Origin of the sequence: Vibrio cidicii, from assembly GCF_009665415.1 — a bacterium.
In the GTDB taxonomy this organism is placed as follows: domain Bacteria; phylum Pseudomonadota; class Gammaproteobacteria; order Enterobacterales; family Vibrionaceae; genus Vibrio; species Vibrio cidicii.
This window is the reverse complement of record NZ_CP035921.1, coordinates 638180-651143: the sequence shown is the minus strand read 5'-3', so window position 1 is coordinate 651143 and position 12964 is coordinate 638180. Positions and strand designations below refer to the sequence as shown.

Sequence of the window (12964 nt, the reverse complement as noted above, 5' to 3'; positions counted from 1 at the left end):
CCCTTAATTGTTATTGTTGCTGCCCGAAGCGCGGTGTGTGTCTGCCTCGGTAATGTTGACCACAGGGATAGTATTTAGCTGCCATTTCCAGCTCTCTGGAGTGGTGGTAAGCGGGATCATCTCAATACAATCCGTTGGACATGGCGCAACACATAAATCACAGCCAGTACATTCATCCTTGATCACCGTATGCAGGGCCTTGGTGCCGCCGACGATCGCATCCACTGGGCATGCTTGAATACACTTAGTACAGCCGATGCACATGTCTTCATGAATGAAGGCCACGGTTTTGATTTTGCCCTCTAAATCATGAGCCGATTCTTGCGCCTCAACGCCCATCAGATCGGCCAGCTTTTCTATGGTTGCTTGTCCACCGGGAGGGCATTTATTGATGCTGTCGCCATTGGCGATCGCTTCTGCGTATGGTCGGCAACCAGGGTAGCCACATTGACCACATTGAGTTTGTGGCAAAATGGCATCGATTTGATCGACAATGGGGTCGGCTTCGACTTTAAAACGGATCGAAGCGAAACCAAGAATGGCGCCAAACAGCGCCGCCAAAATGGCGATCGCGATGACCGCGATTAAAATGGTACTCATGCTATTTTACCAACCCGGTGAAACCGAGAAATGCCAGAGACATCAAACCTGCGGTGATCATGGCAATCGAAGCGCCTTTGAAAGGAACAGGCACGTCGGCAGCATTAATGCGCTCACGCATAGCAGCAAAGAGGATCAACACCAGCGAAAAGCCCACGGCTGCACCAAAACCGTAAATGATCGATTGGATGAAAGTGTGGTTTTCATTGATATTGAGCAGCGCAACGCCAAGTACAGCACAGTTGGTGGTAATCAATGGCAAGAAGATGCCCAACAGACGATAGAGGGTTGGACTGGTTTTATGTACCACCATTTCGGTGAACTGTACCACCACCGCAATCACGAGAATAAAACTCATGGTTCTGAGGTATTCAATCGCAAGCGGGCGGAGAATGTAGCTTTCCACCAAATAGGCACAGACAGAAGCCAGAGTGAGGACAAACGTAGTTGCAAGCCCCATGCCGATGGCTGTTTCCAGCTTTTTCGACACCCCCATAAATGGACACAGGCCCAAAAACTTCACCAGTACAAAGTTGTTTACCAACACAGTGCCAATCAACAACAACAGATATTCGGTCATAGTTATAACGTTCTTCAATTCCGATCCCGGTATTATCGTGCTTTGTTACGTCAATAACAACCAATGAAAGCTAAGGTTTTTGTATAGCTGGCTGAAATTTATCCGTTATGTAACCGCTCGGGCAATCGGAGCTGAGAAGCGTTACCGTGGATGGCAAGGAAAGCCGTTGGCACCGCTATCAAATAGTGAAAGGAAGTCGGTCGTGTGTTTTGAATGAAATTGGCTAACGTGATCTGTTTTTGGCACTTGATCATTCATCTGGCCCGTTAGCCCAATCTCGAGGCGAAATGCACTTATGCTGCTTTTTGGTACAAACACAAAAAGGCTGTCACTGCGCGCTCCGTGGAAAGACGAAGCTGTTCTGATGACGGTTGTTCGATCGCGCCTAACACGTAAGGTTCATGATATTCCGAGTAGAGCAGCGCTTTAAACTGCATGGCGGCTACCCAAGGATCACAAGGCACCAATACCCCACGTTCAGTTTGTAATGAAAGATAATTTTTCATCCGGGTCCAGCCTCGTTTTGGACCATTTTCATAGAAATGTTTACCAATGTCTGAGCGCTCCGCATCATGAATTGCCATGCGATAAATCGAGATGACTTCAGGACGCAGAACCGATTTCAGAAAATTGTAACCAAATTCTAATAGTGCGCTGCGGATGTCGCTATTTTGCTCAAGTGCGAGGAATGAGTTGGAAATTTGTGATGCAGCACATTGCTCCATAACGGCAGAAAAGATCTCTTCTTTTGAGCAGAAATAGTTGTAAAGCGTCGCTTTTGAGCCGCCCAGTTGCTTCGATATATGTGACATGGAAGTCTGTTCAAATCCTTGTTTGGTAAAGGATTCTTTGGCTATATCCAAAATGGCTTGGCGCTTTTCATCGCTTTTAACTCGCATCTTTCTTACCAATTCCAACCGAAAAAATGGGGTTAAGTTTCTCTTGACGGTTTCCTGATGTCAAGAGTATAACTGTACAGTACGGTTTAGTTATTTGCTCAAGACGTTCAATTTGACTGCTGCCTAACGAAAACGGCGCAACTGCTGTGCGCCGTTCTCATTTCCCCTTGATTTCCAGATGAAGCCAATGCTCAAAGGCTCCATCGTGCATTTTTGACGAAGGTTTACTACATGACATCTCCAACCAAAGAAGAGACAGGCCAAGATTTTGATGCCGCACGCGCTGCTCAATCGCGCAAAAAAGGATTCCTCGCTTTAGCTGCCGCTGTGGTCATTGCGGCGGGCGGCTATACAGCCTATTGGCACTTTGTCGGATCTCATTTTGTAACTACGGACAACGCATACACCGCCGCTGAAGTGGCAGAAGTGACGCCTGCAGTCGGCGGCATTGTCGCTAACGTAAACGTCGTGGATACCCAATATGTCAATCAGGGGGATGTCTTGGTGCAAATTGATGATACCGATGCCCGTTTAGCACTGCGCCAAGCGGAGGCGGATCTGGCTTTAGCCATCCGTCGTGTGCGTAGCTATCTGGCAAATGATGAAGGGCTGACCGCGTTAGTCGAAGCGCAAGAAGCGAATGAGCAACGAGCTCAGGCACAGCTCAATGCTGCTAAAGCCGATTTTGAGCGTGCCCAAATTGATTTGAGCCGCAGAGAAGATCTGCTGCGCTCTGGTTCGGTATCGAAAGAGGAGTTGACCAACGCGAAAACACAATTTGCTCAAGCTAAGGCCAATCTCAATGCAGCCAAAGCCGCCATGGCACAAGCGCAAGCGAATAAGTTATCCAGCATCGGCTCGCAGAAAGCCAATGCAGCATTGACAGACAACACTACGCTGGAAAATAACCCGGAAGTGTTGCTGGCCAAAGCGCGCTATGAGCAAGCGAAAATCGACTTGGAGCGTACCGTGATCCGTGCGCCAATCAGTGGTGTCATTGCCAAACGTCAGGTGCAGATTGGTCGCCGTGTGCAAGTTGGCGTGCCGCTGATGAGTGTGGTTCCCCTGCATAACATTTATGTCGATGCCAATTTTAAAGAGGTGGAGCTGCGTGATGTCAAAGTGGGCCAAGAAGTCACTCTAAAAGCCGATCTGTACGGCGATGAGGTGCTTTATCACGGTGTTATTGCGGGATTTTCTGGCGGTACAGGCGCTGCGTTCTCCATGATCCCGGCACAAAATGCGACTGGTAACTGGATTAAAGTGGTGCAACGCTTGCCTGTGCGCATCGAACTCGATCCTAAAGATTTGCAAGCACATCCATTGCAAGTCGGTTTATCGATGGAAGTGACGGTCGATACCACCACCAATACTCATGGACAAACCTTAGTCAACTATCGCGCAATTAAACTGGCCAACCAAGGTTAAGGAGGCGACATGAGTCATTCCTCCGACCAAGCGATCCAGCCCCTATCGGGAGGGGCACTTTTTATCGGCGCGCTCTGTTTGGCAATGGCCAATTTTCTCGCCATTCTCGATACCACCATCGCGAACGTTTCGGTTTCCAATATCGCAGGTAGCCTCGGTACGTCGACCAGTCAGGGTACTTACGTGATTACCTCATATGCGGTGGCTGAAGCGATTTCCGTTCCATTAACTGGCTGGCTTGCGTCGCGTTTCGGATCAATTCGCGTGTTTGTCACTTGCTTTATCTTGTTTGGTGTCTTTTCGCTGCTTTGCGGTATGGCGGACAGCATGAGCACATTGGTGATGTTTCGTGTTTTTCTTGGCTTCGCGGGTGGCCCTCTGATGCCTCTATCGCAAACCTTGATGATTCGCATCTTTCCCAAACATAAGAGCCACGCGGCGATAGGCATTTGGAGTATGACCACCTTGATCGCGCCGATCATGGGGCCAATACTGGGGGGCTACTTGTGCGATCAATACAGCTGGCCTTACATCTTCATGGTGAAAATGCCGTTTGCTATCATTGCGGGCTTGCTATGCTGGAAACTGCTGCAGAGATTTGAAACCAAGACGGCGAAAGCAAAAATCGACAAAGTGGGTCTACTGCTTCTGGTCGTTTGGGTGGCCGCCCTGCAATTGATGCTGGATGAAGGTAAAGATCACGACTGGTTTGAATCGTCGCGAATTGTCTTTTTGGCGGTTGTGGCGGTGATTGGTTTTATCGCGTTTCTAATATGGGAACTGACCGAAAAGAGTCCCGTGGTGGATCTCAAAGTCTTTCGCCATCGAGGCTACAGCATGAGTATGGTGACGCTCTCCTTGGCATTTGGTGCTTTCTTTAGCATCTCTGTGTTGACGCCGCTTTGGCTACAAATCTACATGGGCTATACCGCCACCATCTCCGGTTTTGCGACGGCGAAAATGGGCATTTTAGCGGTGTTTTTAGCGCCGATTGTTGCTAACTTGGCGTCAAAACATGATCCTCGGCCGTTCGTCTTTACCGGGGTAATGTGGCTTGGGTTGTGGACCTTATATCGCAGTTTTGGATCGGTCGAGATGACTTTCGCCCAGATCAGTTGGCCGCTGTTTTTCCAAGGTATCGGCATGCCGCTGTTTTTTGTGCCGCTGACAGCGATTGCCTTGGGAAGTGTCAAACCGCATGAAATGGAATCTGCGGCAGGGCTAATGAATTTTATTCGAACCTTGTCCGGTGCGTTTGCCACATCGATGATCAATACCTCGTGGGAGCATGAAACGCGGTATGTGCATGCGGAGTTAGCAGGCTTAACCGATCGCAGTGGTGTGGCGCTAGCAGCAATGCAAAATGGTGGAATGAGTGCTGAGCAAGCACGCTCTAGCATGGATTGGATGCTGCAAGGGCAAAGTGTCATGATCGCGACTAACCAACTTTTTATGGTGATTGCGTGTATCTTTGCGCTGGCGGCTTGCATGATATGGCTAGCGCCTAAGCCCAAACGAGGCGTCGATACTTCGTCGGTACACTGATTCGATTCGTCGTTTTCACAAGCAAAAAAAGCCACCTCTTGCGAAGTGGCTTTTTCGTTTAGTCATGTTTTATCACATTGTTTTTTTTACTCGAAAAAATATCGAATAAAACAGTGGTATCACCACTAAGGTGAGGATGGTAGCAAACAACAAACCAAACATGATGGTCACCGCCATACTTTTAAAGAAAGGGTCCACCAGCAGAGGTGCTACACCTAAAATGGTGGTGAAAGCGCCGAGCAATACTGGCCGTGCGCGGCTCACCGCAGCATCAATAATTGCGAAGTAAGCTTCTTTCCCTGCTTTGATTTCAGCATCGGCTTGGTCAACTAACACAATTGCGTTTTTCACCATCATACCAATCAAGCTTAAAAAGCCGAGGATCGCCATAAACTCGAATGGGGTTTGAAAGGCGATGAGGCCAATGGTGACACCCACGACGGCAAAAGGCGCCGTCATCCAGATCACGAGTGGCTGACGCAGTGCGTTAAACATAAATACCACCGCGAGAATCATCGCTGCAAAGCCGTAAGGTGCTGAAATTGCTAGGCCTTCATTGGCGTCGTTTGATGCCTTATATTCGCCGTACCAAATCAGCTCATAGCCAGCGGGCAATTCAATCTGCTCGATTTTTTCACGTACATGGTTGAAAGCGTCCGCAGTCATCACTCCTGGGGCGGGATCGGCTTGTACTAAAATGGTCGGCATGCGGTTGATGCGGCGCAGCAAAGCATCTTGATAGACCGTGTTTACCGAGTCCACCAACTGGCTAACTGGAACGTAGCGGCCCGTTTGCGCACTAAAGACTTCACTGTTCTCAATTGCACGTTCGTGGTTACGTTCACTCTCTGGTGCACGGACAATCAGCGGGATCAAATCATTGCCTTCACGATACACACCAACATTACGTCCACTCAACGTTTGCGCGATCGCCGCGCTGATTTCTTGTGTGGTCAAACCAAGGCGTTGAGCTTCTTGCGCTGAATACACCGGCTGCAATACCGGCACTTGCTGACGCCAGTCATCTTGCACCGCGATCAGGTTCGGGTCGTTATGCATAATGGCTTTGGCTTGCTCAGCCAATTGGCGCAGCACATGGCTGTCTGGCCCTTTGAAACCGGCTTCAATTTTCTTACCGCCGCCACGACCGAGCATAAACTTCCACACTTTGATCGAAGCATCTGGGTATTTCGCATCTAACTCGCTTTGTAGTTCACCCACCAGTGGCGCAATTTTGGTGTAGTCATCAATATCGATCAGCAGTTGTCCGTAACTTGGGTTACGTGCCTCAGGAGCATACGTGAGCATAAATCGCAGGCCACCGCCACCGATAAAGCTAGTGATATTGGTGATGCCTGCTTTCTGTGCCACGTCTTTCTCAATGCTTGCCACCACTTGTTCGGTACGACGAATGTCTGAGCCTTGAGGCAAAGAGACATCGACCACGAATTGCGGGCGTTGCGATTCGGGCATAAAGCCCGGTGGAATAAATTGAGCGCCCAAAATTGCGGCAATCAGAGTGCCAAGCAGCATGAAACAGCTCACGACACGATGGCTCAGAACCCACTGCAACACTGCTTTATAACCCGTCACCATTTTAGAGGGCTTGGTTTGTTGCGTTTGTGCTTTGACCCGTAAAAAGTCGTGACACAGCATCGGTGTTACCGTGACCGCAAATACCCAACTCAAAAACATCGAGTAGAGGATCACCCAGAACAGAGAGCCCGCGTATTCACCCATATCAGAAGGTGAAAGGCCAATCGCGCTGAAGGCAAAAATACCCACCACCGTACCCCCAAGCAGTGGCCATTTTGTGGCATTCACCACTTCGGATACCACTTGTTGCTTATCTGCGTTCGGTTCTTGCTGAAATCGCACTAGTACGCCATCTGTGACCACAATCGCGTTGTCTACCAACATGCCGAGGGCAATGATGAGCGCACCTAAAGAAATACGTTGCATGGCGATGTCATCGATTAACATCACACACAAGGTACCGGCCACGGTAAGCAGCAGAACAAAGCCGATGATCACGCCAGAGCGTACCCCCATAAACAGAAGTAACACCACAAACACGATCGCGACAGCTGCGATGAGGTTATCGATAAAATTAGCGACCGAAGCACGAACCGAGTCAGACTGCATTGAGATAACATGCAGTTCCATACCCAGTGGGCGTTGATCTTCCAGTTGGGCCAGACGCGCTTTCACAGCATCCCCCATCTCAACCACGTTACCGCCAGTCATGTTGGAAATACCAAAGCCAATCGCACGTTGGCCGTTGTAACGCATGAGCATCGACGCAGGTTCAGTGTAGCCACGACTGATATTGGCGATATCTCCTAAACGGACAATGGCGTTATTGCTGCCCACCGCAACTTGTAAATTATTAAGGTCGGCAAACGAGCTGATGTTAGAGGTTGGGATCACCGGAATGCGCATCGCGTTAGCGTCTACCGTGCCGGCTACCGTCACTAAACTTTGTTTTTGCAACACTTGCAGCACGCGCTCGACGGATAAGCCATATTCCGCCATTCGGTCGCTGGACATTTCGATGAAAATGGCCTCTTGTTGCTCAGCTAACGTAGCGGCTTTGGCGACGCCCGGTACGAGCACCAGTTCACGGCGCAAAGTATCAACGTAGTCTTGCAACTGCTTATCGCTAAAGCCTTCACCGGTGACAGCATAAAACAGTGCATACACATCGGCAAAATCATCATTCACAATTGGCGCCCCCGCCCCAGGAGGGAGCTGACGTTGGGCATCCGCGACTTTGCGACGTAGCTTATCCCAGACTTGCTGCAACTGTGCCGAAGATTTAGCAAATTCGAGTTTGATTTCGACGGTGACCTCAGAGCGTCCCTGCATCGAAACCGATTTCACTTCTTTGAGCTCTTGCAGTGCTTGTACCGCGCCTTCAATCACATCAGTGACTTCATCGGAAACTTCCTGCGCCGTTGCGCCCGGATACGGAGTAATGATCACCGCTTGGCGAATCACAAACTCAGGATCTTCAAAACGGCCCAGTTTCAAATAGCTGATGTAACCGCCAATCAAAGTAAGGGCAATCAGCACCCAAACGCTGGTGCGTTTAGCCAAGGTATAACGTGCAATATCCATTATTGGGCTCCGTCTTTCTCAGTATACGGACGCACTTGCATGCCTTCTCGAACGCTAGAAACACCAGCGATGATGACTTGTTCACCGGGGGTGAGATTCTGCTGAATAACGACGCGGTCTTTATAAGTAGGACCGATTTCAACGTAGCGTTTTTCTGCTTGGTTTTGTGTATTTACCACCCAAACATACTGTTTGCCTTGGTTATCTGGTACGAGTGCCGTAATGGGCAGAGTGATCAAGCGACGCTCTCCCTCAGAATTTTTTTGCACAGGGATAACTTTGGCAGACATGCCGGGCATGACGCGGAAGCCTTTCAAATCTTCAAAGCCCAGTACCACAGAATAGGTTTGCGAATCAGAGCTGGCTTGAGTGGAGTAGGTACGCAGTTGTAAATCAAACTGCTGATTAGGAATGGCGCTAAGTTCGGCAATGGCACGGGTATTGCGAACACCAGCAATCATCACGCGGTGCGGAATTTCAATCGCTACTTCCAAATCATTCAGGTCTTGCAGCGTCATGATCACTTGATTGGCTTGTATTTGAGCAAAGTTTTCCACCACCTTTTCACTGATGATGCCGTCAAACGGAGCGGTGATTTGGGTGTACTCCAGTTTGCGTTTTGCTTCTTCCACACGGTTCTTCGCCAGATCATAGCGGTTAGTGACTTTATCTAACTCAGCTTTAGAAATGGCTTGGGTCTTCTCGAACACCGCTTTCGCGCGGCGGTATTCTTGCTCGGTGTTTTTCAGCTCAAGTTGAGCGGATTCCAACGCCGTTTTGGCATCTCTAGAATCGAGGGTAGCAAGCAATTGACCCTTTTTTACTTGGTCGCCTTCTTTGACGGCGATATCCGTAAGACGGCCACTGATGCGGAAGGCGAGATCAGCACGTTGCGCGGCCCTGACGACTCCGTTAAAGGTCAGATCGGAAGCTTGTTGGCTAGCGACAATTTCAGTCAGTGCTGGCTTGATGATCGGGGCTGGCGTGCTGACTTGTGGTGCTTCGCCACAACCGGCTAGCAGGAAAGCCGACATAATAACCGTACTGATAAACGTTCGTCTCGCTGCGGCGGAACGAGTAAAAGAAGGATTCATTGTGTTTTGCTCCTAAATTTCATCACGGGAAAGGGGGATTCTTTGTGAATACTCCAGAGCCTTGTGACGCTTATTGACCATAAACGACGTGCGTTTTGCTCATCATACATTGAATAATACCTTAAAGTAAACTTTGGAGTTTACCCCTTGGTTTGTGTTTCCGATTTTGCTTTTGTGGTGGTAAGTTGAGTGCTAATTTCATCCCCGATCAAGTCAACGCCTGTAGATAGTGCCTTAACGAGTGCACGATAGCCTTCTTCTTGTAGTGGGACGGTAATCAAAAAACTACGATTGATAACCAAACGGTTTTGTGTGTCGAATAGTGTCCACTCACCTTGGATCTCTGCATCGCCCGAAAAGGTGCCATTAAACTTGGTTAATGATATTTGTAGCTTGTTTTTCTTTTGTGTTACCAGGGCGTTTAACTCGATTGGCCAGTAACGCTCTTGCGAGTGACGTAAACTCTGAACGAGTTTCTTGGTTATTTGGTTAGATAGAGAGTCTGCCCATTGGTTTCTCTGCGCTTTAACCACTTGAGTATCTGTCGTTTGGTAAATGATGCTCGGTGTATCAAGATGCGAACTGAGAGTGACCGGGTACACGACCAGCAGTGTTTGTTTTTCATGGCTCTCTAGTGCCGACGTATTGAAAGTATTGTCGAGTAAAAAGTAGTTGATTGGATGCTCCTGCGTATTGCTGCTGCAACCGAACATGACGACCGAGAGTAAAACCGTAAGCCATCTAATCATCATTTTTTTCCTTTTGCTGGTATAGGGTCGGTAATCTTATCTTGACCAAAAACGAGAGAGTTGGGCTTGCTGTTAATCTGCTCAACTACAGGCTTGAGCTGTGACATGATTTGCTTGAGATCGACAAGCGTCATTTCCAACTCATGATATACCGTCGATTCAGGACTCAGACCTGAGATTGTCTGTTCCAGTTGTTTTAAGCTCGCTTGAATATCCACGGGCAGATTTTGCATCTCTTGTTTATTAAGAATGCGCTCGGCTGAAATTAGCAATCTTTCTGATGCCTGCAAAGTACGTTCTAATGACAATAAGGTCTTATCCATGGGTAATTGATTCACTTTCCTCAGCAAGTCAGTTACTTGTTTCTGAACCTCAGCGAAACCGCCTTGCTTGGTTGGAAAGACAGGGTAGCCGTCAAAGCGAGCGATCTGCTCTGTTGCTTCGTCAGAAAAATAGTCCATGTCTATGTACAATGCGCCAGTTACAAGATTCCCACTCTTTAATGAGGCTCTTAGACCTTTTGCGAACTCATCTTGCATACGTTGTTGCAAAGCAGGGAGTTCAGCAGCAGTGAAATTATCGTATAGTCGGCCAAGTTCAATACGAACTAAAACTGGGATACGTTTGGTATTGATGTCAATGTTTGAGGTGCGTGTTCTCAATGGAACTTTGGTCACGGTACCAATGCGTAAGCCACGATATTCGACGGGAGCCGAAGGATTGAGCCCACGTACTGACTCATCAAACATCATCACAAACTCGATATAGTCGTCGTACATGCCTTCGCGGATCTGTTTTACATCATCAAATAAGCGAAACTCGGTCATTTGCTGAGTAATCAGTTGACCCGAATCCTCTTCTTGCAGCAGGCCAAAGGTGACGCCGCCTTTGAGTAGGCTTTCGACGGAACCTAAACTAAACTCAAGTCCTTCGGCATTGAGTTGAAGGCTGACGCCGGAGTTAAGCCAGAAAAAAGTGCGACTAGTCACTAATTTATCGTAGGGTGCGAATACGAAGAGTTGGTAATGGGCTTTTTTACTTTCAACATCAAACTGAGTTGTTTCGACGCGTCCCACGGTAAAACCTTCATACATCACGGGGTCGCCCACACTGAGTTTTCCCGCTTCTTTACTGGTCAGTAATAAACGTAAGCCTTTTGTATCCGGTGGTGCTATAGGGGGCAAGTCCATTACGTTGAAATAAGCCTTAGAGGTTGATACCTTGCCCGGCTGGAGCTGAATGTAGGCTCCAGAAAGTAAGGTATCAAGCCCAGAAATGCCTTCTCTGCCAATGCGGGGTTTAACCACCCAAAAGAGCGTATCCTCTCGCAACATGCGTTCGGCATCTTTACTCATTTGTGCGGTTGCCACGATGTGATCGTAATTTTCGCTCAGGGTAATGTCGGTGATGACCCCGACATTGACATTCAAGGCTTTGATCTGGGTTTTACCCACTTCCAACCCATCTGCCGTTGGCAGGATTAAGGTGATTTTGGGGCCAGTGCTATTAACGTACTGAAACAACATCCATAGTCCCATTGCGAGGGCGAGAATTGGAATAATCCAAATCGCAGATAGCTGCTTTTGCGAAGTCACCTCAGCGTTAGCTTGGATTTCGTCACTCATAGAAAGCCTTTTCCATTGAATTTTGTTTGGGAGGTTTTAGGCGATTCTTGCCACAATGTTTTGGGGTCAAAAACCATTGCCGATAACATGGTTAAGATCACTACCGCTGCAAAAGAGAGCGCCGCAGGACCCGGATAGATGGCCATCAGGTTATTCAGTTGCACCAAGGCCACCAAGATCGCCACCACAAAAATATCGATCATTGACCAACGCCCGATAAGCTCGGTGATTCGATAGACTTTGAGGCGTTTTAGATTCTGCTTTTCAGGAAAAACGTTCAGTTTTCCGGCTTGCCAATAAAGCCAGCCGAGCGCAAACATCTTCGCCATCGGAATGAAAATACTGGCTAAGAAAATCACCATCGCAATCGGGTAGGAGCCAAGATGCCATAAGAGAATCACGCCCTGCATAATGGTTGAACCTTCCGATTGGCCGAGACTGACGGTGTACATCATCGGGTAAAGATTGGCCGGAATATAAAAAATCACCGCAGCAAACAGTAATGCCCAAGCACGCTGTAAATTGAGTTGTGGGTGATAGGCATGCAGGCGGCTACCACAGCGTATACAAGAAGGCTTTTTATGCTCAGGCGTAAGCAGATTGATTTGCTGACAAGTATGGCAACTGACGTGGTTGTGAGTGCAGTGGGTTTGCCCAGAGGTGACTCCTTGTGGAATCAGCGCTGGAATAAAATGCTGCCACAACCAATAACGATCCACCAACGAGACCGTTTTCACCACCAAGACCGAAAAAAGGCAGAACGCCCAAAAGGAATACCCCATCGCCACTTCGGCCAGTGAGGCAATTTTGATGAGGCTGACTAATACGCCAATTAAAAAGACATCCACCATCATCCACGGCTGGACTTTAAACAATGCTTTGCACAACAGTGTTGCTAACTGGATTTCACGTTTCGAAAGCGCCCGTTGTTTGCTTTGCGCCGCTTTATAATACAAAAACAGCAGGAGGGAAATATAAAGCGCGGGAAAGAGAATAACGGTGGCGAAAAGTAAAATGGCTAATAAGACATTTTGGAATTCCCCCAACATTTTTGCCGCATTCAGGAGCGTAATTTCCTGAGTCAATCCTTGCACACTAAACGACATGAACGGGAACGCAAGGCTAAGCACCAATAACATCAAACAACTTATCGCCAGGGCGATAGCGGTTTGATAGGGGTGCTTTTGGGTTTGGGTAAGCGTATGACCGCAACGGGGGCAGTGTGCGGTTTGTGCTTGGCTTAACGCTGGCACTGTGGCGATGAGTCCACATTCATCACAGCTAATTAAACGTTTGTCGACCCTATCCATGGTTATACACTTTA

The 12964-nt window shown here is 48.4% G+C and carries 10 protein-coding genes; 2 read left to right on the top strand and 8 right to left on the bottom strand.

The genetic code is table 11. The features are described from left to right. Positions 1-3: 3 nt before the first annotated feature. The 3 genes from rsxB to EWA64_RS03925 form a co-directional block, all read right to left on the bottom strand. On the bottom strand, positions 4-600 hold the full coding sequence (gene rsxB, locus EWA64_RS03935; protein WP_061893529.1) for an electron transport complex subunit RsxB: 597 nt from the start codon (positions 598-600) through the stop codon (positions 4-6). A 1-nt stretch (position 601) separates the two neighbouring features. After that, a complete protein-coding gene (rsxA, locus tag EWA64_RS03930) occupies positions 602-1180 on the bottom strand; it encodes an electron transport complex subunit RsxA (RefSeq protein WP_061893528.1) in 579 nt (192 codons plus the stop codon). A 293-nt stretch (positions 1181-1473) separates the two neighbouring features. After that, positions 1474-2079 (bottom strand): TetR/AcrR family transcriptional regulator, encoded by a 606-nt coding sequence (locus EWA64_RS03925; protein WP_039432587.1) that lies wholly within the window; start codon positions 2077-2079, stop codon positions 1474-1476. A 231-nt stretch (positions 2080-2310) separates the two neighbouring features. Between EWA64_RS03925 and EWA64_RS03920 the strand changes: the two genes are divergently transcribed. After that, positions 2311-3507 carry an HlyD family secretion protein gene (locus EWA64_RS03920; protein WP_061893527.1) on the top strand — a complete coding sequence of 399 codons (1197 nt, stop codon included), beginning with the start codon at positions 2311-2313 and terminating at the stop codon, positions 3505-3507. 9 nt (positions 3508-3516) lie between these two features. Next, complete coding sequence (gene vceB, locus EWA64_RS03915; protein ID WP_061893526.1) at positions 3517-5052, top strand: multidrug efflux MFS transporter permease subunit VceB; 1536 nt, start codon at positions 3517-3519, stop codon at positions 5050-5052. A 72-nt stretch (positions 5053-5124) separates the two neighbouring features. Here the strand turns inward: vceB and vexD are convergent, their stop codons facing one another. The 5 genes from vexD to EWA64_RS03890 all read right to left on the bottom strand — a co-directional run bounded on the left by vexD (position 5125) and on the right by EWA64_RS03890 (position 12950). Further along, positions 5125-8172 carry an efflux RND transporter permease subunit VexD gene (gene vexD / locus EWA64_RS03910; protein ID WP_061893525.1) on the bottom strand — a complete coding sequence of 1016 codons (3048 nt, stop codon included), beginning with the start codon at positions 8170-8172 and terminating at the stop codon, positions 5125-5127. Continuing rightward, a complete protein-coding gene (locus EWA64_RS03905) occupies positions 8172-9266 on the bottom strand; it encodes an efflux RND transporter periplasmic adaptor subunit (RefSeq protein WP_061893524.1) in 1095 nt (364 codons plus the stop codon). Before EWA64_RS03905 ends, vexD begins: the two co-directional genes overlap by 1 nt. 140 nt (positions 9267-9406) lie before the next feature. Beyond that, complete coding sequence (locus tag EWA64_RS03900; protein WP_061893523.1) at positions 9407-10015, bottom strand: PqiC family protein; 609 nt, start codon at positions 10013-10015, stop codon at positions 9407-9409. Further along, positions 10015-11640 carry an intermembrane transport protein PqiB gene (pqiB, locus tag EWA64_RS03895; RefSeq protein ID WP_061893522.1) on the bottom strand — a complete coding sequence of 542 codons (1626 nt, stop codon included), beginning with the start codon at positions 11638-11640 and terminating at the stop codon, positions 10015-10017. The genes EWA64_RS03900 and pqiB overlap by 1 nt, the downstream gene beginning before the upstream one ends. Continuing rightward, entirely contained in the window at positions 11637-12950 is a 1314-nt protein-coding gene (locus EWA64_RS03890; RefSeq protein ID WP_061893521.1) for a paraquat-inducible protein A, read from the bottom strand. Before EWA64_RS03890 ends, pqiB begins: the two co-directional genes overlap by 4 nt. Between the last annotated feature and the right edge of the window lie 14 nt (positions 12951-12964).

Coding starts and splice junctions, on each gene's coding strand:
- rsxB (WP_061893529.1), bottom strand. CDS start 600: ATGAGTACCATTTTAATCGCGGTCATCGCGATCGCCATTTTGGCGGCG.
- rsxA (WP_061893528.1), bottom strand. CDS start 1,180: ATGACCGAATATCTGTTGTTGTTGATTGGCACTGTGTTGGTAAACAAC.
- EWA64_RS03925 (WP_039432587.1), bottom strand. CDS start 2,079: ATGCGAGTTAAAAGCGATGAAAAGCGCCAAGCCATTTTGGATATAGCC.
- EWA64_RS03920 (WP_061893527.1), top strand. CDS start 2,311: ATGACATCTCCAACCAAAGAAGAGACAGGCCAAGATTTTGATGCCGCA.
- vceB (WP_061893526.1), top strand. CDS start 3,517: ATGAGTCATTCCTCCGACCAAGCGATCCAGCCCCTATCGGGAGGGGCA.
- vexD (WP_061893525.1), bottom strand. CDS start 8,172: ATGGATATTGCACGTTATACCTTGGCTAAACGCACCAGCGTTTGGGTG.
- EWA64_RS03905 (WP_061893524.1), bottom strand. CDS start 9,266: ATGAATCCTTCTTTTACTCGTTCCGCCGCAGCGAGACGAACGTTTATC.
- EWA64_RS03900 (WP_061893523.1), bottom strand. CDS start 10,015: ATGATTAGATGGCTTACGGTTTTACTCTCGGTCGTCATGTTCGGTTGC.
- pqiB (WP_061893522.1), bottom strand. CDS start 11,640: ATGAGTGACGAAATCCAAGCTAACGCTGAGGTGACTTCGCAAAAGCAG.
- EWA64_RS03890 (WP_061893521.1), bottom strand. CDS start 12,950: ATGGATAGGGTCGACAAACGTTTAATTAGCTGTGATGAATGTGGACTC.